This window comes from Variovorax sp., assembly GCF_965279555.1.
In the GTDB taxonomy this organism is placed as follows: Bacteria; Pseudomonadota; Gammaproteobacteria; order Burkholderiales; family Burkholderiaceae_C; genus Variovorax.
Window position 1 is genome coordinate 3,065,799 of sequence record NZ_OZ257247.1, and the last position, 19,849, is coordinate 3,085,647.

Consider the following 19,849-nt stretch of genomic DNA (forward strand, 5'->3'; position numbering starts at 1 on the left):
GAACGAAATTGCAGCGGGGCCAAGCGCCTCGATCAGGCCTTGTACGAAGGCTGCTCCGCCAGCCAGTTGCGCAGGCGTTCCACGCCCTTCACAAGCCGCTGCGGGTCTTTGGAGGCAAAGCACCAGCGCAGCCAGCCCTGCGCCTCGGGCGCGAAGGCGTTGCCCGGCGCGAGACCCAGGCCCGCCTCGGCCACAAGCCGCTTGGCCACTTCGAGCGAATCGCCGAAACCTTCGAGCCGGAAGAAGGCATACATGCCGCCCTTGGCCGGCGCCACCTGCACGCCCGGCACCGCCGCCAGCAGCGGCACCAGCGTGTCGCGGCACGACTTCAGGTGCGCCACCACGCGCGGCGTGATCTCGGCGGTGTGCTCGATGGCGGTGATGGCCGCGCGCTGCGTGAACACGCTGGCGCACGAGGTGTTGAACTCGATCAGCTTGCCGATGCCGTCGACCATCGAAGGCGGCAGAACCAGCCAGCCGAGGCGCCAGCCAGTCATCAGGAAGCTCTTCGAAAAGCTGTGCGTCACGACCAGGCGGTCGTCGGGCTTCGAGATGTCGAGGAAGCTCGGCGCGCAGCCGTTGGGCGTCGGCTCGTAGTACAGCCGCTCGTACACCTCGTCGGCCAGGATCCAGGTGCCGGTCTGGCGGCAATGGTCGAGCACGGCCTGCTGCTCGTCGCGCGTCATGGTCCAGCCCGTCGGGTTGTTGGGTGCGTTGACGATCAGCAGCTTCGTCTTCGACGTGACCGCTGCGCGCAGCGCGGGCAGATCGAGCGTCCACTGGCCGTTCACCGGCACCAGCGGCAGCGTGCGCACATACGCCCCCATGATCGCGGGCTGCGCCGTGAGGTTGGGCCACACCGGCGTCACGGCGACCACTTCGTCGCCCGCGTCGACCAGCGCCTGCACCGCGAGCATCAGCGCGCTCACGCCGCCCGAGGTGACGGCGATGCGCGATGCATCGACCGCCGGATGCAGCCCGCTGGTGTAGCGCGCGATGGCTTCGCGCAGCTCGGGCAGGCCGAGGTTGTGGGCATAGAAGGTTTCGCCCCGCTGCAGCGACTCGATGGCCGACTGGCGGATCACCTCGGGCGTGACTTCGTCGCTTTCGCCGAACCAGAAGGCCAGCACGTCGTCGCGCCCCATGCCGGCGTTGGCGACTTCGCGGATCTTCGACGCTTCGAGGTTGTGGATGGCTTCACGCATGTCTTTGGGTCCTGTTCTCTTTCATCAATCGATCAAGGTCTCTTCATCTTGCACGAGGTCGGCAGCTCGGCGCGTTCGGCGGGAATGGTCTTGACCACGCGGAAGCCGTAGCCCGAACCTTCCACGTCGAACTGCACGCCCGGCCTGCCCTGCTTGTCCATCACACCGACCACCAGCTGCTGCTGGAACTGGTGATCGGCAGCGCGCATGCGGCCGCGCTGGCCATGGAGGCTCACGTCGGCCTGCTCCAGCGCGCGTGCGACCGGCACCGCGTCCACGCTGCCCGCGCGTTCGATCGCCTGTGCAAGCGCTTCGATCATCAGCGCCAACCGCATGTGCACATAGTCTTCGGCCGGCTTCGGAAAGCGTGCGCGAAAGGCGCGGTAGAACTCCGCGGACTGCGCCGTCTGCACGTTGGGCAGCCAATCTGCCACCGCGACCACGCGGCCGATGCCGGCGTCGCCGATGGCTGCGGGTGCCCCGAGCGCATTGCCGTAGAAGGTATAGAAGGTGCCGTTGAAGCCGGCCTCGCGCGCCGCCTTCACGAGCAGCGTGAGGTCGTTGCCCCAGTTGCCCGTGACCACGGCCTGCGCGCCGCTCGCGATGATCTTGGTGGCGTAGGGCGCGAAGTCTTTCACCTTGCCCATCGGGTGCAGTTCGTCGCCGACGATCTCCACGTCGGGCCGCTGCGCGCCGAGCTGCCGGCGCGCCTCGCGCAGCACCGACTGGCCGAAGCTGTAGTCCTGGCCGATCAGGTAGACGCGCTTGAGCGCGGCGTCGTCCTTCACCACATCCATCAGCGCCGCCACGCGCATGTCGGCATGGGCGTCGAAGCGGAAGTGCCAGAAGCTGCAGCGCTCGTTGGTGAGCACCGGATCGACCGCAGCGTAGTTGAGGAAGATCACGCGCCGCGACGGGTCGCGCTCGTTGTTCTTGTCGATGGCATCGACCAGCGCCGCGGCCGTGGCGGACGAGTTGCCCTGCAGCACGATGCGCGCGCCGTCGTCCATGGCGGCGCGCAATGCGGAAAGCGCTTCTTCGTTCTGCCCCTTGCTGTCGTAGCGGTCGAGCTGCAGCATGCGCGCGCCGCCCGGCAGCTTGATGCCGCCGCGCGCGTTCACACGCTCCACGGCCCACAGCAGGTTGCGGAACACGGCCTCGCCGGTGTTGGCGAAGGGGCCGCTCATGCTTTCGATCAGCGCGAGGCGGATGGGTGCGGGCGGGGTCTGCGCGAGCGCTGCGAAAGGCCTCGCGCATAGCGCCAGCGCCGCGAATTTCAAGGTCTCGCGACGCAAATTAAAGGGGGGATTCATTGTCTTGAAACGCTTGCCGGTGGGCCTAGATGAGGTGTCAAGCGGCACTCACACGATGGAACGGCCGCGCAGTGTAAGGGACACACATTCCTTGTCCCCGTTGTGTTCACTCAGGAGTTCTTCACATGTTTTTCGCACCTACCCTCCGCACCGCCCGTTTCGCTCCGCGCGCCTATGACCGCGCCTTCGAACGCTTCGCCAGCGAGGCCTTCGCCGGCACTCGCCGCTCGCCGCTCGTGGAACAGGACGACAAGAGCTGGACCCTCTCGCTCGACGTGCCCGGCTTCTCGCGTGAAGACCTCGCCATCAGCATCGAAGGCGCCGTGCTGCGCATCGACAGCAAGGCCGAAGCCAAGCGCCAGTTCAAGGCCGCCTACGAGCTGCCGCAGGACATCGACGTGGCCACCAGCGAAGCCAAGCTCGAGAACGGCGTGCTCACGCTGAAGCTCGGAAAACTGGTGCCGGTGAGCCAGGCCACGAGCTTGCAAATCAACTAGTCCGGCCTATGCCCACAAGAAGAAAGTGTCAGTAAAGGGTTGCTTTTGACTTTGAACATGCTCCCTATTCACAATAGGGCCGCATAACGTCACATGATGTGACGTTTTCTTAGTACTTTCTTCTTCGTGGGCGTCTTGTAAACGCATCGAAATCATGACGGTGCGGATAGGGTGCCCCTCACGGCACCATGAAAACTCACCTTCAACCCGCAAACCCCACCGAACAATCCGACACGCTCCTGGTCTTCCTGCCAGGCGCGTACCTCAAGCCTGACGAGTTCGAGCGCGAAGGCTTCATCAGCGCCGTCCGGGAGCGCCACCTCGCAGCCGATGCGCTGCTGGTGGACGCCGACGTGTCGTACTACTACGACCAGACCCTCAGCGAGCGCCTGCACGCCGACGTCATCGAGCCGCAGCGTGCCAAGGGCTACAAGGCGATCTGGCTGGTGGGCATTTCCATCGGCGGCTTCGGCGCGTTGATCCACGAACTGGCAAGGCCAGGATCGGTCGACGGCATCGTGGCGCTGGCGCCCTACCTCGGGCGCCGTGTGCTCGGGGCGGAGATCAAGAAGGCCGGTGGCCTGCGCGCATGGCAGGCACCCACCGGGCCGCAGCCCGACGAAGAGCCCGACCGCAAGCTCTGGCCCTTCTTCCAGCAATACCTTGCGGCGCAGCCTTCGAAGAACCTGCCGCCGCTCTACCTGGGATTCGGCCTCGAAGATCGCTTTGCCAGCAACCACAAGCTGCTGGCGGATGCGCTGCCGCCGGGCCGCGTGTTCACGACTGAAGGCGGCCACGACTGGCCGCAGTGGCGCCAGCTCTGGCGCAACGTGCTGGACGTGCTGCCGCTGCCGGCCATCGGCCGCTCGCGCCAGCAGCAGCCTGCTATGCAGCAGCCTGCGGCATTGACGCCTCGGTCGTCAGCGATGCCATTGGCCATCGCGGTCTGACGTCGAAGGCATAGCGCTCGGTCGCCTGCGACAGGCCCGACTGCAGGCGCATCGCGGCGGCCATGGCGATCATGGCGCCGTTGTCGGTGCACAGGTGCAGCTCGGGGTAGTGCACCCGCACCTTGCGCTTTGCGCATGCGGCATTGAGTTGCTCGCGCAGATTCTTGTTCGCCCCCACGCCACCCGCCACCACCAGCCGCTTCAGGCCGGTCTGGTCCAGCGCGGCGAGCGACTTCTTCAGCAGCACCTCGACGATGGCCGCCTGCGTGGACGCCGCGAGGTCGGCCTTGCTGGCCTCGAGCTGGTCGCCGAGCTTCTTGGCCTGCGTGAGCACCGCCGTCTTCAGGCCGGCGAACGAAAAGTCGAGATCGCCGCTGTGCAGCAGCGGACGCGGCAGCTTGAAAGCCGCGGCATCGCCGCCTTCGGCCAGCTTCGCGAGCCACGGCCCGCCGGGGTACGGCAGGCCCATGAGCTTGGCGCTCTTGTCGAAGGCTTCGCCGGCCGCGTCGTCGATGGTCTCGCCCAGCAGCTCGTAGCGGCCCACGCCGTCCACCCGCATCAGCTGCGTATGGCCGCCGGACACCAGCAGCGCCACGAACGGAAACTCCGGCGGATCGGCGCTCAGGAATGGCGACAGCAGATGTCCTTCGAGGTGATGCACGCCCAGCACCGGCTTGCCAAGCGCCACGCCCAGCGCGCAGGCCACGCCGGCGCCCACGAGCAGCGCGCCCGCAAGGCCCGGTCCGCGCGTGTAGGCCACCACGTCTATTTCACCGAGCGAGCGGCCGGCCTCGGCCATGACCGACTCGGTCAACGGCAACACGCGGCGGATGTGGTCGCGGCTGGCCAGTTCGGGCACCACGCCGCCGTAGGCCTGGTGCATGGCGATCTGGCTGTGCAGCGCATGCGAGCGCAGCACCGGCAGCGCGTTGCCGTGCGACTCCACCAGCGCCACGCCGGTTTCATCGCAGGATGATTCGATTCCCAACAAGAGCATGCCGCCGAGTGTAGGTGGCGCCCGCCGCAGGCGCCCGCGAAGGGGCAAGCGCGGGCGAGAGGCTGGCCCGAGAGGCACGGATGTTGCAATGCTCCCGCAAGGCTCCCCGCAGGCGAACGCACCCACCATGAAGTCCGGACTGAGTTTTCTGATCGCCGCCCGCCGCTGCGAGATCGACGAGCTGGACCAGCTCGCGCGCACCAGCGAACTGGTCGGCATGATCGGGCGGCTGGTGCATGCGCTGCAGCGCGAGCGCGGCATGTCGAACGTCTTCCTCGCCTCGCACGGCATGCGCCTGGCCGACCAGCGCGCCCCGCAGATCGCCGAATGCCTGGCGCTCGAGCAGGAAGTGCGCGCGGGGTTCGACCAGCTAGAGGCCGAGCACCATCGCGGCGTCGGCTCCGGCAACGGCGCACGGCTGTTCAGCCGCATTGCCTGGGTGCTGCCCGGCCTGGACGCCCTGCCCGCTTTGCGCCGGCGCATCGATGCGCGCGAACTCAAGCCGTCGCAGTCGACCGCCGCCTTCGTCAAGCTCATCGCCGGCCTGCTTTCGGTGGTGTTCGAGGCGGCCGACGGCGCCACCGACCCTGAAATCTCCCGCCTCCTGGTGGCGATGTTCAACTTCATGCAGGGCAAGGAGTTCGCCGGCCAGGAGCGCGCATTCGGCGCCGCCGCACTGGCCCAGGGCCGCAGCGACGAAACCCGGCGCCTGCAATGGCAACACCTGATCGAATCGCAGGAACGCTGCTTCCAGGTGTTCATCGACTTTTCCGGCGACGCGGTACTCGCCCTCTGGCGCGAGAGCCAGTCCGACGCCACCCTGGCCGAGCTTGAACGCATGCGCCGCCGGGGCGTCACCTCCGCGCCCGCCGACTCCGCGCTGGGCCAGGCCTGGTTCGACTGCTGCACCCGCCGCATCGACGCCATGCGGACCGTCGAAGACCGCCTCGAGGCCGACCTGCGCGCGCTTTGCAGCCGCAAGACCGCCCGGGCGCGCAGCGAACTGCAGGCCTACCGGCAGGTGCTCGACACGCTGGCGCCGCAGACCGACGCCACCCTGTTCTTCGACGACACCGACGCGCAGGCCGCCACGCCCGCGCAGCTCGGCCGCCACCTCGAACGATCGGTGCTCGACATGGTGCAGGAGCAGTCGCAACGGCTGCAGGCCATGAGCGACGAACTGCAGACCGTGCGTGCCTCGCTCAACGAGCGCAAGCTCGTCGAACGCGCCAAGGGCCTGCTGATGGCGCACCGGCGCATGAGCGAGCAGGAGGCGCACAAGATGCTGCGCGAGACCGCCATGAACCAGGGCCGCCGGCTCGTCGAAGTGGCCGAGTCGGTGCTTGCGATGGCCGACTACCTGCCCATGCCGGATCGCACGCCGCCCCGCTGACGGCGTTCAATTTGGTGCGCCGCACAACAATCGTGCCTGCCGCGCATCCATCGTCCGGATGGAGCCCGACCCTTGCCGTGCAAGGCGCTCCAGCTACTTTCCTGATAGCAACACACTGCATGGAAAGGCTGGCACAACGCTTGCAAGCAGCCAGCGCATAGACCCAAAAGGGTCTTCAGGCAGGCGGCACCCAAAGGCGGGTGCCACCCACCGAACCGGACAAAGGCGTCCCCATCCCGCAAGGGCTCGTTCTCGAGCAGCCCCTGCGCGGTGCGGACGCCTTTTCGTTTTTGTCTTTCTTGTTTGTTGTTTGTCTTCAACCGGAGCCCCGCCCCATGACCGACCTGCTCAAAACCCGCCTCAGCCGACGCCGCGTATTGCAAGCCGCCGCCATCGGCGCCGTTGGCATCGACCCCGCCCTGCGCGCGGCCGTCTGGGCCCAGGGCTCGGACAAGCCCGAGAAGGAAGAAGTCAAGATCGGCTTCATCCCGCTGACCGACTGCGCCAGCGTGGTCATGGCCTCGGTGCTGGGCATCGACAAGAAGTACGGCGTGAAGATCGTCCCCAGCAAGGAAGCCAGCTGGGCCGGCGTGCGCGACAAGCTGTCCAACGGCGACCTCGACATGGCGCACGTGCTCTACGGCCTGGTCTACGGCATGCACCTGGGCCTGAGCGGCCCCAGGAAGGACATGGCCGTGCTCATGACCCTGAACAACAACGGCCAGGCGATCACGCTGTCGAAGAAGCTCTCGGACAAGGGCGCGGTCGATGCGGCATCGCTCGCCAGGCTCATCGCCAGCGAGAAGCGCGAATACACCTTCGCTCAGACCTTCCCCACCGGCACGCACGCCATGTGGCTCTACTACTGGCTCGCATCGGCCGGCATCGACCCGTTCAAGGACGTGAAGAACATCACCGTGCCGCCTCCGCAGATGGTGGCCAACATGCGCGTGGGCAACATGGACGGCTACTGCGTGGGCGAGCCCTGGGGCCAGCGCGCCATCATGGACGGCATCGGCATCACTGCCATCACCACGCAGGACATCTGGAAGGACCACCCCGAGAAGGTGCTCGGCTGCACCGCCGACTTCACCAGGAAGTACCCCAACACCGCGCGCGCCGTGACGGCGGCCATCCTCGAAGCCAGCAAGTGGATCGACGCCGGCCTGCAGAACAAGAACAAGATGGCCGAGACCATCGCCGACAAGAGCTACGTCAACACCAGCGTGGACGCCATCAACCAGCGCATCCTGGGCCGCTACGTCAACGGCCTGGGCAAGAGCTGGGACGACCCCAACCACATGAAGTTCTACAACGGCGGCGCCGTGAACTTCCCGTACCTGTCGGACGGCATGTGGTTCCTCACGCAGCACAAGCGCTGGGGCCTGCTGAAGGAGCACCCCGACTACCTGAAGGTGGCCACCGAGATCAACCGCATCGACATCTACAAGCAGGCCGCCGCCGCCACGCAGACGCCGGTGCCCAAAGACCCGATGCGCACCAGCAAGCTGTTCGACGGCTCGGTCTGGGACGGGAAGGATCCGAAGAAGTACGCCGAGTCGTTCAAGTTGCATGCCTGAGGAGAACACCATGGTCAGCGCAGTCTTTCACTCGCCGCTCGAAGCATCCCTCCCTCTCCCGCGTGCGGCAGAGGGCCGGGGTGAGGGTACGCCTCGCGCCGAAGCAGCGCCTCACCCCAACCCTCTCCCCAAAGGAGAGAGGGAGCCAAAGCAACGCACGCCCATCGACCTGCGCGCCTTCTGGATGCGCGTGCTGCCGCCGCTGGCGGGCTTCGGCCTGCTGCTGCTGGTCTGGGAAATCGTCGCAATGAAGAGCACCACCGGCTTCCCGACACCGGCCGCCACCTGGCAGCAGGCAGTGACGGTGTTCAGCGACCCGTTCTACAGCAAGGGCCCCAACGACCAGGGCGTGGGCTGGAACGTGCTCTCGTCGCTGCAGCGCGTGGCGCTGGGCTTCGGGCTGGCCGCGCTGGTCGGCATTCCGGCCGGCTTTGCCATCGGGCGCTTCGAGTTCCTGTCGCGCATGTTCAACCCGCTGATCAGCCTGCTGCGCCCCGTGTCGCCGCTGGCGTGGCTGCCCATCGGCCTCCTGGTGTTCAAGGGCGCCAACCCGGCCGCCATCTGGACCATCTTCATCTGCTCGATCTGGCCGATGGTCATCAACACCGCGGTGGGCGTGCAGCGCGTGCCCAGCGACTACATGAACGTGGCCAAGGTGCTGAACCTCAGCGAGTGGAAGATCCTCACCAAGATCCTGTTCCCCGCCGTGCTGCCCTACATGCTGACCGGCGTGCGGCTGGCAGTGGGCACCGCGTGGCTGGTGATCGTGGCGGCCGAGATGCTCACGGGCGGCGTCGGCATCGGCTTCTGGGTGTGGGACGAGTGGAACAACCTCAACGTCGCCAACATCATCATCGCGATCTTCGTGATCGGCATTGTCGGCCTGGTGCTGGAGTTCGCGCTCATCAAACTCGCTACCGCGTTCACGTTCGAAGAGGTGAAGTCATGAGCCGCACGGCCGCTCCGAAGGCGAATACCGCAGCGCTGCTGCGCGGAGGTTTCCAATGACCGACGATGGCAAGTACATCGAGATCCACGGCGTGGAGCAAGCGTTCAAGACGCCCAAGGGCCGCTTCGTCGCGCTGCGCGACGTGAACCTGAACGTGGCCAAGGGCGAGTTCATCACGCTCATCGGCCATTCGGGCTGCGGCAAGTCGACGCTGCTGAACCTGATCGCCGGGCTCACCACGCCTACGCAGGGCGCGCTGCTGTGCGCCAACAAGGAAATCAAGGGCCCCGGCCCCGAGCGCGCGGTGGTGTTCCAGAACCACTCGCTGCTGCCTTGGCTCACCTGTTTCGAGAACGTGTACCTCGCCGTCGAGCGCGTGTTCGCGGCCACCGAAAACAAGGCGCAGCTGCGCGCCCGAACCGATGCGGCACTGGCGCTGGTGGGTCTCACGCCCGCTGCGCAGAAGCGGCCCGGCGAAATCTCCGGCGGCATGAAGCAGCGCGTGGGCATTGCGCGCGCTCTGTCGATGGAGCCCAAGGTGCTGCTGATGGACGAGCCCTTCGGCGCGCTCGACGCCCTCACCCGCGCCAAGCTGCAGGACGAGCTGCTGGCCATCGTGCAGAAGACGCACAGCACCGTCGTCATGGTGACGCACGACGTCGACGAGGCCGTGCTGCTGAGCGACCGCATCGTGATGCTGACCAACGGCCCGGCCGCCACCATCGGCGAAGTGCTGAGCGTCGACATCGCTCGGCCGCGCAACCGCGTGGAGCTGGCCGAAGACCCCGCGTACGTTCACGCCCGCAAGGCCGTGATCGACTTTCTCTATACCCGCCAGGCCCATGTGGAGAAGACCGCGGCCTGAACCGCGACCGCAGGAGCACACACCATGGACATGCGCGTGAAGACAAGGCAGAAGCTCGTGATGGTCGGCAACGGCATGGCCGGCGTCCGCACCATCGAGGAGCTGCTCAAGGTCGAGCCGGACCTGTACGACATCACGGTGTTCGGCGCCGAGCCGCACCCCAACTACAACCGCATCCTGCTGTCGCCGGTGCTGGCGGGCGAGCAGACGGTGGACGAAATCATCCTCAACCCGTGGAGCTGGTACGAGGAAAACAATATCACCCTGCACGCCGGCAAGAAGGTGGCGTCGGTCGACCGCGTCAAGCGCATCGTGCGCGCCGAGGACGGCACCGAAGCCGCCTACGACCGCCTGCTGCTGTGCACCGGCTCCAACCCCTTCATGCTGCCCGTGCCCGGGGCAAAGCTCGAAGGCGTGATCGCCTACCGCGACATCGCCGACACCAACCTGATGATCGAGACCGCGAAGACGCACAGGCATGCGGTGGTCATCGGCGGCGGCCTGCTCGGCCTCGAAGCGGCCAACGGCCTCATGAAGCGCGGCATGCAGGTGACGGTGGTGCACGTCATGCCCTGGCTCATGGAGCGCCAGCTCGACGAGGTGGCCGGCAAGCTGCTGCAGAAGTCGCTGGAAGACCGGGGCATGAAGTTCCTGATGGGCGCGCAGACACAGGAACTGGTGGGCGGTGAAGACGGCCGCGTCGAATCCATCCGTTTCAAGGACGGCCTCGAAGTGCCGACCGACCTCGTCGTGATGGCGGTCGGCATCCGCCCCAACACCGCGCTGGCCGAGAGCATGCGGCTGCACGTGAACCGCGGCATCGTGGTGACCGACACCATGCAGACGGTGACCGACGCGCGCATCTATTCGGTGGGCGAATGCGCGGCGCACCGGGGCATTGCCTACGGCCTGGTCGCGCCGCTGTTCGAGCAGGCCAAGGTGGCGGCCAACCATCTCGCCATGTTCGGCATCGGCCGCTACATGGGCTCGCTCACCTCGACCAAGCTCAAGGTCACGGGCATCGACCTGTTCAGCGCGGGCGACTTCCAGGGCGGCGAAGGCACCGAAGAGATCGTCATGAGCGACCCCTTCGGTGGCGTCTACAAGAAGCTGGTGATCAAGGACGACAAGCTGGTGGGCGCCTGCCTCTACGGCGACACGGTGGACGGCAGCTGGTACTTCAAGCTGCTGCGTGACGGCCGCAGCGTGCACGACATCCGCGACAAGCTGATGTTCGGCGAATCGAACATCGGCGACACCGGCCACGAGGGCCACAACAAGGCCGCGACCATGCCGGACGATGCCGAGGTCTGCGGCTGCAATGGCGTGAACAAGGGCACCATCTGCAAGGCCATCAAGGAAAAGGGCCTGTTCACGCTCGACGAGGTCAAGAAGCACACCAAGGCCAGCGCAAGCTGCGGCTCGTGCACCGGGCTGGTCGAACAGATACTGATGTTCACCGCGGGCGGCGACTACTCGGCCACGCCCAAGAAAAAGGCCGTGTGCGGCTGCACCGACGCAAGCCACCAGGACGTGCGCGACGCGATCCGCAAGGAGCACTACCTGACGCACGACGAGGTGTATCGCAACCTCGGCTGGCGCACGCCCAACGGCTGCGCCACCTGCCGCCCGGCCATCAACTACTACCTCATCAGCACCTGGCCGAAAGAGGCCAAGGACGATCCGCAGAGCCGCTTCATCAACGAGCGCAGCCACGCCAACATCCAGAAGGACGGCACCTACTCCGTCATTCCGCGCATGTGGGGCGGCCACACCACGCCCGACGAACTGCGCCGCATTGCCGACGCGGCCGACAAGTACAAGATCCCGACCGTCAAGGTCACGGGCGGCCAGCGCATCGACCTGCTGGGCGTGAAGAAGGAAGACCTGGAAGGCGTGTGGAAGGACATCGGCATGCCCAGCGGCTTTGCCTATGCCAAGTCGCTGCGCACGGTGAAGACCTGCGTGGGCAGCGAGTGGTGCCGCTTCGGCACGCAAGACAGCACGCAGATGGGCAAGGACCTGGAGCGCGCACTGTGGGCCATGTACTCGCCGCACAAGGTCAAGCTGGCGGTGTCGGGCTGCCCGCGCAACTGCGCCGAGGCCGGCATCAAGGACGTGGGCGTGATCGGCGTCGACTCGGGCTGGGAACTCTACGTGGGCGGCAACGGCGGCATCAAGACCGAAGTGGCGCAGTTTCTCGTGAAGGTGAAGACGTCCGAAGAAGTGATGGAGTATTCGGGCGCCTTCCTGCAGCTGTACCGCGAAGAGGGCTGGTACCTGGAGCGCACGGTGCACTACATCGGCCGCGTGGGGCTGGACTACGTGAAGAAGAAGATCCTGGAAGACGCCGAGGGCCGCAAGGCGCTGTGGGAGCGCCTGCAGTTCGCGCTCGACGGCGAACCCGACCCGTGGTTCGAATCGGCGCAGGCTTCGGTGGACGTGCGGCAGTTCACGCCGCTGACGGCGCCGAGCGACACCCACCAGACAGCCTGAAAGGAGACACCGTGAGCGATTGGAAAGTCATCTGCCGCATCGACGACATCCCCGTGCTCGGCTCGCGCCGCGTGGCGCGGCCGGTGGGCGTGGACGTCGCGGTGTTCCGCAACGCCGACAACGAAGTGTTCGCTCTGCTCGACCGCTGCCCGCACAAGGGCGGCCCGCTGAGCCAGGGCATCGTGTTCGGCACCAGCGTGGCCTGCCCGTTGCACAACTGGGCCATCGGGCTGGACGACGGCTGCGCCAAGTCGCCCGACGAAGGCTGCACGCCGAAGTTCGCGGTCAAGGTGGAAGACGGCGTGGTGCACCTGGACGCTGGCGAACTGGCGACGCATGCCACAGACCTGCCGCGCCCGATCGCCGGCCCGGGGGCTTTCGCCGTGTTGTCCCCTCTCCCCCTGGGAGAGGGCTAGGGAGAGGGAGTAATGCGGGAGACCCGCTCCACCTGTCCCTACTGCGGCGTCGGCTGCGGCGTCATCATCGAATCGCAGGGCAGCGAGATCACCGGTGTGCGCGGCGACCCCGAGCACCCAGCGAACTTCGGGCGCCTGTGCACCAAGGGCTCGACGCTGCACCTCACGGCCAGTGCCACGGTCACGCGGCAGACGCGGCTGCTGCAGCCCATGCAGCGCCTCGTGCGCGCAGAAGCACCCAGCGCGGTGACATGGGACACCGCGCTGGACAACGCGGCCGGCAAGTTCGCGCAGGTGATCCGCGACCACGGCCCGGACTCGGTCGGCTTCTACGTGTCTGGCCAGCTGCTCACCGAGGACTACTACGTCTTCAACAAGCTCGCCAAGGGCCTGATCGGCACCAACAACGTCGACACCAACTCGCGCCTGTGCATGAGCAGCGCCGTGGCCGGCTACAAGCAGACGCTGGGCGCCGACGCGCCGCCGGCCTGCTACGACGACCTGAAGCATGCGCAGTGCCTGTTCATCGTGGGCAGCAACACGGCGTGGGCGCACCCCATTCTTTTCCGCCGCATCGAGGACGCGAAGGCCGCGAACCCGGCGCTGAAGATCGTGGTGGCCGACCCGCGCCGCACCGACACGGTCGAGATCGCCGACCTGTTCCTGCCCATCCAGCCCGGCACCGACGTGATGCTGTTCAACGGCATGCTGCACCTGATGCTGTGGGAAGGCTGGATCGACGCGAAATACATCGCTGCCCACACCAACGGCTTCGACGCGCTGAAGGCGACGGTGCGCGAATGCACGCCGGACAAGGTGGCACAGGTGTGCGGCATCCCGAAGGAAGACCTGCTCGAAGCGGCGCGGCTGTTTGCCACCTCGCCTGCCACGCTGAGCCTGTACTGCCAGGGCCTGAACCAGTCGTCGAGCGGCACGGCGAAGAACGCTGCGCTCATCAACCTGCACCTGGCCACCGCGCAGATCGGCCGCGCCGGCGCGGGCCCGTTCTCGCTGACCGGCCAGCCCAATGCGATGGGCGGGCGCGAAGTCGGCGGCCTCTCCAACCTGCTGAGCGCGCACCGCGACCTGGCGAACCCGGATCACCGCGCCGAAGTGGCCGCGCTGTGGGGCGTGCCCTCGGTGCCCGAGAAGCCGGGCAAGACAGCGGTCGAGATGTTCCAGGCCGCGGCCGACGGCGAGATCCGCGCGCTGTGGATCGCCTGCACCAACCCGGCGCAGTCGATGCCCGACCAGGCCACGGTGCGCCGCGCGCTGGAACGCGCCGAGTTCGTCGTGGTGCAGGAAGCCTTTGCCACCACCGCAACCTGCGCCTTTGCCGACCTGCTGCTGCCCGCCACCACCTGGGGCGAGAAGGAAGGCACCGTGACCAACAGCGAGCGCCGCATCTCGCGCGTGCGCCCGGCCGTGCCGGCGCCCGGCGAGGCGCGCAACGACTGGTCGATTGCCGTGGCCTTCGCGCACCGGCTCGAAAGGCAACTGGACCGCACTTTCACGCTGTTCCCGTACGAGACGGCCGAATCGGTCTGGAACGAGCATCGCGAATCCACGCGCGGGCGCGACCTCGACATCACCGGCCTGAGCTACGCGATGCTGGAAACCGCCGGCCCGCAGCAATGGCCGCTGGGGGAAGGCGAAAGCACCGGCCGCGTGCGCCTTTACGAAGACGGTGTGTTCCCCACGCCGGATGGCCGCGCCCGCTTCGTCGACACGGTCTACAAGCCGGTGGCCGAGGCCCGCGAGGCCCGCTACCCCTTTTCGCTGAACACCGGCCGGCTGCGCGACCAGTGGCACGGCATGAGCCGCACCGGCACGGCCGGGCGTCTATTCGGGCACGTGCCCGAACCCGTGGTGCAGATGAACGCACAGGACATGGCGCGCCGCCAGATCCGCGAAGGCGACCTGGTGCACCTGACCTCCAGGCGCGGCTCGATCCTGCTGCCCGCGCGCGCCAGCGCCGAGGTGGGACTGAGCCAGACATTCGTTGCCATGCACTGGGGCGAGGAATACCTGAGCGGCTGCTCGTCGAACGGCACGCGGCTGGCGGGCATCAACGCGCTCACCACGCCGGCCTACTGCCCGACCTCGAAGCAGCCGGAGCTGAAGCACACGCCGGTGAAGATCCTCAAGGCCGAGCTTCCGTGGTCGCTGCTGGCCATGGCCTGGCTGCCCGATGGCGACGCGCTGGCCGCGCACCGCGCGCTGCAGCCGATGATGGCGCTGTTTCCTTTTGCGACCTGCGTGCCGTTTGCCGGCAACACGCAGGACGCCGAACGCAGCGGCCTCCTCTTTCGCGCCGCCGCGCACGATGCGCCCGACGACGCACTGATCGAGAAGATCGAAGCCCTGCTCGGGCTGCAGACCGCCGACACACTGCGCTACGCCGACCGCCGCCGCGGCCAGCGCCGTTCGGCCCGGCTGGTGCGCCGCGCCGACGGCAGCGCCGGCCTCGAAGCCTTCCTGCTGGGCGGCGACACCAGCGCCGAAGCCTGGATCGCCACGCTGCTGCGCGAGGAACTGCCGGCGCAAAGCTACGGCCGCCTGCTGCTGTCGCCGGGCTCGAAAGCGCCGGTGGCGGTGCAATCGCGCGGCAAGACGGTGTGCACCTGCTTCAACGTGGCGGACGTGGCGATACAGACCGAACTGGGCCGCTGCACCGGCACCGCCGACGAGCGGCTGGCCAGGCTGCAGGGCGCGCTCAAGTGCGGTACGAACTGCGGCTCGTGCATTCCGGAGCTCAAGCGCATGGTGCGGGCGACGCCGGCCGAGGCGGAGGCAGTTGCGCCATGACCCCGTGTCTCGCTCCCTCCCCCTCTGGGGGAGGTTTGGGGTGGGGGCAAGACACAGGCATAAGCCGAATGACATTCCGGCATAAGCGTTGCAGGACAATCCACCCACCCATGGGAATCAGCCAATACATCAAGGAAATCGGCCGCGGCGCGCGAGGCGCCAAGCCGCTCACGCGCGAGCAGGCCACCGACCTGTTCGGCCAGGTGCTGGACGGCACCGTCACCGACCTCGAAATCGGCGGCTTCTGCCTGGCCATGCGCATCAAGGGCGAAACACCCGAGGAGATGGCTGGTTTTCTGGATGCCACCCATGCGCGGCTGAACCGCATTCCGGCCGGCGACCGGGCGCTGGTCGTGCTGCCCAGCTACAACGGCGCGCGCAAGCTGCCGGTGCTCACGCCGCTGCTGGCGCTGCTGCTGGCGCGCGAAGGCCTGCCGGTGCTGGTGCACGGCAGCGCCAGCGAAAGCTCGCGCGTGCTGGCGTCCAACGTGCTCTCGGCGCTTGGCATCGCTCCTCTGGACGCCGTCCGCCCCGTCGCCAACGGCGAAACTGCCTTTGCCCCCACCGAACTGCTGAACCCCGCGCTCAAGCGCCTGCTCGACGTGCGCCGCGTGGTCGGCCTGCGCAACCCGGGCCACAGCGTGGTGAAGCTGATGCAGCCTACCGCCGGCCCCTGTGTGGTGGTGGCCAGCTACACGCATCCCGAATACGCCCGCACCATGGGCGAGACCTTCGAGCTCACGGGCATGACGGCCCTGCTCTCGCGCGGCCTCGAAGGCGAAGTGGTTTCCGATCCGCGCCGCACCGCGCAGATCGACGGCTTCGTGCGCGGCGTGCGCACCGAACTGCAGGCGCAACAGGCAGGCACCACCGCCGAGGTGCCGGGCCTGCCGAAGGAAATCGACGTCGCCACCACCGCCGACTACACGCGCCGCGTGCTGGCCGGCGAGCTTCCCGTGCCCGAAGCCATTGCGGCGCAGGTCAGGCACATCACGCAACTGGCATCCCACGCATGAACAACGACAACCCCACCTCCCTCATCGCCGGCCGCTGCACGCTGGTGGGCGCCGGCCCGGGCGACCCCGAACTGCTGACCGTCAAGGCCGTGAAGGCGATCCAGGCCGCGACGGTGCTGCTGGTCGACGACCTGGTGAACGACGAGATCGTGCAGGCCTACGCCCGGCCCGACGCGCGCATCGTGCACGTGGGCAAGCGCGGCGGCTGCAAGAGCACGCCGCAGGCTTTCATCGAGCGGCTGATGATCACCGCGGTGCGCGAAGGCGAGAACGTGGTGCGCCTCAAGGGCGGCGACCCCTTCATCTTCGGACGCGGGGGAGAAGAGGTGGAGCACCTGCGCGAAGCCGGCATCGAATGCACCGTGGTCAACGGCATCACCGCCGGCCTCGCGGCCGTGACCGCGCTGGGCGTGCCGCTCACGCACCGCGACCATGCACAGGGGGTGGTGTTCGTCACCGGCCATGCCAAGACCGGCGCCGGCGCGGCCGAAGACCCGACCGACTGGCGCGCGCTGGCCGCAACGGCGTACAACGCGCGGCTCACGCTGGTGATCTACATGGGCGTGGCGGGCGCGGGCCACATCGAGCGCGAACTGCTGCAGGGCCTGCCGGGAGACACGCCGGTGGCCGTCATCCAGCATGCGAGCCTGCCGCACCAGCGGCACATCGCGACCACGCTCGACAAGCTGCAGCGCGGCATCGCCGAAGCGGGGCTCGCCAGCCCGGCGGTGATCGTGGTGGGCGACGTGCTGCGCGGGCTCGCCGCAGCCGCCTTGCCGGTGCGCGCGGACAAGTTCGGTACCTGATCGGCGCCTGATCGGCACCTGACCGGGGCGAGGACGGTTCGAGCGGCGCGGGCGCCGCGCACCACAACGTGGCATGGATCGTGCTGTGCCACCGGCAATGAATGCAGCCGTCACGCCTGAACCCGCCGCCGTCGAAATCGTCGCGCTGACCAAGCGCTATGCGCCAGGCACGCCGGCCGCCGTAGACCAGATCGACCTGCGCATTGCCAGCGGCAGCTACTGCTGCCTGCTCGGCCCGTCGGGCTGCGGCAAGAGCACCACGCTGCGCATGATCGCGGGCCACGAGTCGGTGACCAGCGGCGACATCCTGCTGGACAACCGCAACATCACGGACCTGCCCGCGGCGGCGCGCGGCACGGCGATGATGTTCCAGAGCTTCGCGCTGTTCCCCCACCTCTCGGCCACCGACAACGTGGCCTTCAGCCTCAAGATGAAAGGCGTCGGCAAGGCCGAGCGCCACAAGCGTGCCAACGACCTGCTCGAACGCGTCGCGATGGGCCACCTGGCCAACCGCAAGCCCGGTGAGCTTTCGGGCGGCCAGCAGCAGCGCGTGGCGCTGGCGCGCGCACTCATCACCGAACCGCGCGTGCTGCTGCTCGACGAGCCGCTGTCGGCACTCGACCCATTCCTGCGCATCCAGATGCGCGCCGAACTGCGGCGCTGGCAGAAGGAACTGGGCCTGACCTTCGTGCACGTGACGCACTCGCAGGAAGAAGCCATGGCGCTGGCCGACACCATGGTGGTCATGAACCACGGTGTGATCGAGCAGGTCGGCTCGCCGCACGCGGTCTACAACCACCCGGCGAGCGAATTCGTGGCGCGCTTCATGGGCGGCCACAACGTGTTCGACACGCCGGCCGGCCCGATCGCGGTGCGCAACGACCGCATGCGGATCGCCGCGGTTTCCGACGAAGCGAGCGCCGCGCCCAATGCGCTGGGCGCCACCGTCACCGACGTGGAATACCAGGGCACCTACGTGCTGCTCGGCCTGTCGCTCGGCGGCGCCGCTCCAGGCCGCCAGAACGTTTCGGTGCTGCTGGGCGAAGCCGCCTTTCTAGCCCGGCCCTATGTGCAGGGCGAGGCAGTGCACCTGTCATGGGCCGCGGCCGACGCGCGCGTGCTCGGCCCCGGCGCCAAGCCGCCGGGCGAGCGGGCATCGGCACCCGCCGGCAGCGCCCCGCGCGACGACATGGCCGCGCTTGCCATGACCCTCTGAGCCGACCCTTTTTTCTTCCCTTTCCTTTCCTTTCCACTGTTTCTTCCACGGAGACTTCACCATGACCGACCCCATCGACTCGTCCGCCGGCTTCAAGCGTCGCACCCTGCTGCAGGGCACGGCCGGCATCCTGGCCACGGGCATCGCGCCTTTCGTGCATGCGCAGGAAAAGGTCGTGCTGCGCTACCTCGGCACGGCAGTGAACCAGGACAAGGCCATTGCCGAGAAGTTCAAGGCCGACACCGGCATCGAGATCCAGTACGTGGCCGTGACCACCGACGACGTGACCAAGCGCGCCGTCACCGCGCCCAACAGCTTCGACCTGATCGACACCGAGTTCTTCTCGCTCAAGAAGATCGTGCCGACCGGCAACCTCAAGGGCATCGACACCAGGCGCGTGAAGAACGCCGACAAGATCACCTCGCTGTTCACCAAGGGCGAAGTGGCCGGCAAGAAGGTCGGCGACCAGGGCACGGCGCCGGTGAAGGTTATCTACCTCGAGGGCGAGAAGAGCAAGGCCTTCGCAAAGTCGGCCACGCAGTACATGTCGCTGATTCCCACCACCTACAACGCCGACACGCTGGGCATCCGCCCCGACCTGATCAAGCGCCCCATCGGCTCGTGGGCCGAACTGCTGAACCCAGAGTTCAAGGGCAAGACCGCGATCCTGAACATTCCGTCGATCGGCATCATGGACGCCGCGATGGTGGTGGAGGCCAAGGGCATCCACAAATACGCCGACAAGGGCAACATGACCAAGGCCGAGATCGACCTGACGATCAAGACCCTGATCGAGGCCAAGAAGGCCGGCCAGTTCCGCGCGTTGTGGAAGGACTTCAACGAGTCGGTGAACCTCATGGCCTCGGGCGAGGTGGTGATCCAGTCGATGTGGTCGCCCGCCGTGACGGCCGTGCGCAGCAAGGGCATCGACTGCACCTTCCAGCCGCTCAAGGAAGGCTATCGTGCATGGGCCTCGGGCTTCGGCCTGCCGGCCACGCTGTCGGGCAAGAAGCTCGACGGCGCCTACGAGTTCATCAACTGGTTCCTCGACGGCTGGGCCGGCGCGTACCTCAACCGCCAGGGCTACTACAGCGCCGTGCTCGACACCGCCAAGACCAAGATGGAAGCCTACGAATGGGCCTACTGGATGGAAGGCAAGCCCGCCGCGCAGGACATCAAGAGCCCGCAGGGCGACGTGATCGCCAAGGCAGGCTCGGTGCGCGACGGCGGCAGCTACGAACAGCGCATGGGCGGCATCGCCTGCTGGAACGCAGTGATGGACGAGAACGAGTACATGGTCCGCAAGTGGAACGAGTTCGTCGCGGCCTGACCTTCGACCCTA

16 protein-coding genes are annotated in these 19,849 nt (G+C 67.4%); 13 read left to right on the forward strand and 3 right to left on the reverse strand.

All coding sequences use genetic code 11. The annotated features are described in order from the left end of the window. Positions 1-32: 32 nt before the first annotated feature. Both ACQY8B_RS14570 and ACQY8B_RS14575 read right to left on the reverse strand, forming a co-directional pair. Positions 33-1,205: a pyridoxal phosphate-dependent aminotransferase gene (locus tag ACQY8B_RS14570; protein WP_422087346.1), complete on the reverse strand. Its 1,173-nt coding sequence runs from the start codon at positions 1,203-1,205 to the stop codon at positions 33-35. Between the two features lie 32 nt (positions 1,206-1,237). Beyond that, positions 1,238-2,518: a branched-chain amino acid ABC transporter substrate-binding protein gene (locus ACQY8B_RS14575; protein ID WP_422087347.1), complete on the reverse strand. Its 1,281-nt coding sequence runs from the start codon at positions 2,516-2,518 to the stop codon at positions 1,238-1,240. A 125-nt stretch (positions 2,519-2,643) separates the two neighbouring features. Here ACQY8B_RS14575 and ACQY8B_RS14580 point away from each other — a divergent pair, with 125 nt between their 5' ends. Further along, the gene (locus ACQY8B_RS14580; RefSeq protein ID WP_422087348.1) at positions 2,644-3,015 is read left to right on the forward strand and encodes an Hsp20/alpha crystallin family protein; all 372 of its coding nucleotides are present in this window, start codon (positions 2,644-2,646) and stop codon (positions 3,013-3,015) included. A gap of 188 nt (positions 3,016-3,203) precedes the next feature. Continuing rightward, positions 3,204-3,965, forward strand: coding sequence for an alpha/beta hydrolase-fold protein (locus tag ACQY8B_RS14585; protein WP_422087349.1), 762 nt, complete (start codon positions 3,204-3,206; stop codon positions 3,963-3,965). On the opposite strand, the gene tsaD is transcribed toward ACQY8B_RS14585, so the two are convergent. Continuing rightward, on the reverse strand, positions 3,901-4,962 hold the full coding sequence (gene tsaD, locus ACQY8B_RS14590) for a tRNA (adenosine(37)-N6)-threonylcarbamoyltransferase complex transferase subunit TsaD (RefSeq protein WP_422087350.1): 1,062 nt from the start codon (positions 4,960-4,962) through the stop codon (positions 3,901-3,903). The two genes, ACQY8B_RS14585 and tsaD, sit on opposite strands and share 65 nt — an antisense overlap. A gap of 127 nt (positions 4,963-5,089) precedes the next feature. On the opposite strand from tsaD, the gene ACQY8B_RS14595 reads away from it, so the two are divergent. From ACQY8B_RS14595 to ACQY8B_RS14645, 11 genes are all read left to right on the forward strand, one after another. Continuing rightward, a complete protein-coding gene (locus ACQY8B_RS14595; protein ID WP_422087351.1) occupies positions 5,090-6,355 on the forward strand; it encodes a nitrate- and nitrite sensing domain-containing protein in 1,266 nt (421 codons plus the stop codon). Between the two features lie 335 nt (positions 6,356-6,690). Continuing rightward, positions 6,691-7,935: a CmpA/NrtA family ABC transporter substrate-binding protein gene (locus ACQY8B_RS14600; protein WP_422087352.1), complete on the forward strand. Its 1,245-nt coding sequence runs from the start codon at positions 6,691-6,693 to the stop codon at positions 7,933-7,935. A gap of 10 nt (positions 7,936-7,945) precedes the next feature. Next, positions 7,946-8,884, forward strand: coding sequence for a nitrate ABC transporter permease (gene ntrB, locus ACQY8B_RS14605; protein WP_422087353.1), 939 nt, complete (start codon positions 7,946-7,948; stop codon positions 8,882-8,884). A gap of 55 nt (positions 8,885-8,939) precedes the next feature. Beyond that, positions 8,940-9,749, forward strand: a complete 810-nt coding sequence (locus ACQY8B_RS14610) for an ABC transporter ATP-binding protein (protein ID WP_422087354.1) — start codon at positions 8,940-8,942, stop codon at positions 9,747-9,749. 24 nt (positions 9,750-9,773) lie between these two features. Continuing rightward, positions 9,774-12,245, forward strand: a complete 2,472-nt coding sequence (gene nirB, locus ACQY8B_RS14615) for a nitrite reductase large subunit NirB (RefSeq protein WP_422087355.1) — start codon at positions 9,774-9,776, stop codon at positions 12,243-12,245. An 11-nt stretch (positions 12,246-12,256) separates the two neighbouring features. Then, positions 12,257-12,661 carry a nitrite reductase small subunit NirD gene (nirD, locus tag ACQY8B_RS14620; protein WP_422087356.1) on the forward strand — a complete coding sequence of 135 codons (405 nt, stop codon included), beginning with the start codon at positions 12,257-12,259 and terminating at the stop codon, positions 12,659-12,661. 12 nt (positions 12,662-12,673) lie between these two features. Next, a complete protein-coding gene (locus ACQY8B_RS14625) occupies positions 12,674-15,469 on the forward strand; it encodes a molybdopterin-dependent oxidoreductase (protein WP_422087357.1) in 2,796 nt (931 codons plus the stop codon). Positions 15,470-15,579: 110 nt separating this feature from the next. Beyond that, on the forward strand, positions 15,580-16,485 hold the full coding sequence (gene ybiB / locus ACQY8B_RS14630; RefSeq protein ID WP_422087358.1) for a DNA-binding protein YbiB: 906 nt from the start codon (positions 15,580-15,582) through the stop codon (positions 16,483-16,485). Further along, positions 16,482-17,291 (forward strand): uroporphyrinogen-III C-methyltransferase, encoded by an 810-nt coding sequence (gene cobA, locus ACQY8B_RS14635; RefSeq protein WP_422087359.1) that lies wholly within the window; start codon positions 16,482-16,484, stop codon positions 17,289-17,291. The genes ybiB and cobA overlap by 4 nt, the downstream gene beginning before the upstream one ends. Positions 17,292-17,388: 97 nt before the next feature. After that, the gene (locus tag ACQY8B_RS14640) at positions 17,389-18,507 is read left to right on the forward strand and encodes an ABC transporter ATP-binding protein (protein WP_422087360.1); all 1,119 of its coding nucleotides are present in this window, start codon (positions 17,389-17,391) and stop codon (positions 18,505-18,507) included. Between the two features lie 61 nt (positions 18,508-18,568). After that, positions 18,569-19,837: an ABC transporter substrate-binding protein gene (locus ACQY8B_RS14645; protein ID WP_422087361.1), complete on the forward strand. Its 1,269-nt coding sequence runs from the start codon at positions 18,569-18,571 to the stop codon at positions 19,835-19,837. Positions 19,838-19,849 lie beyond the last annotated feature (12 nt).

Coding starts and splice junctions, on each gene's coding strand:
- ACQY8B_RS14600 (WP_422087352.1), top strand. CDS start 6,691: ATGACCGACCTGCTCAAAACCCGCCTCAGCCGACGCCGCGTATTGCAA.
- ACQY8B_RS14625 (WP_422087357.1), top strand. CDS start 12,674: ATGCGGGAGACCCGCTCCACCTGTCCCTACTGCGGCGTCGGCTGCGGC.
- ACQY8B_RS14570 (WP_422087346.1), bottom strand. CDS start 1,205: ATGCGTGAAGCCATCCACAACCTCGAAGCGTCGAAGATCCGCGAAGTC.
- nirB (WP_422087355.1), top strand. CDS start 9,774: ATGGACATGCGCGTGAAGACAAGGCAGAAGCTCGTGATGGTCGGCAAC.
- ybiB (WP_422087358.1), top strand. CDS start 15,580: ATGGGAATCAGCCAATACATCAAGGAAATCGGCCGCGGCGCGCGAGGC.
- ACQY8B_RS14580 (WP_422087348.1), top strand. CDS start 2,644: ATGTTTTTCGCACCTACCCTCCGCACCGCCCGTTTCGCTCCGCGCGCC.
- ACQY8B_RS14640 (WP_422087360.1), top strand. CDS start 17,389: ATGAATGCAGCCGTCACGCCTGAACCCGCCGCCGTCGAAATCGTCGCG.
- ACQY8B_RS14610 (WP_422087354.1), top strand. CDS start 8,940: ATGACCGACGATGGCAAGTACATCGAGATCCACGGCGTGGAGCAAGCG.
- ACQY8B_RS14575 (WP_422087347.1), bottom strand. CDS start 2,518: ATGAATCCCCCCTTTAATTTGCGTCGCGAGACCTTGAAATTCGCGGCG.
- tsaD (WP_422087350.1), bottom strand. CDS start 4,962: ATGCTCTTGTTGGGAATCGAATCATCCTGCGATGAAACCGGCGTGGCG.
- ACQY8B_RS14585 (WP_422087349.1), top strand. CDS start 3,204: ATGAAAACTCACCTTCAACCCGCAAACCCCACCGAACAATCCGACACG.
- ACQY8B_RS14595 (WP_422087351.1), top strand. CDS start 5,090: ATGAAGTCCGGACTGAGTTTTCTGATCGCCGCCCGCCGCTGCGAGATC.
- ntrB (WP_422087353.1), top strand. CDS start 7,946: ATGGTCAGCGCAGTCTTTCACTCGCCGCTCGAAGCATCCCTCCCTCTC.
- ACQY8B_RS14645 (WP_422087361.1), top strand. CDS start 18,569: ATGACCGACCCCATCGACTCGTCCGCCGGCTTCAAGCGTCGCACCCTG.
- cobA (WP_422087359.1), top strand. CDS start 16,482: ATGAACAACGACAACCCCACCTCCCTCATCGCCGGCCGCTGCACGCTG.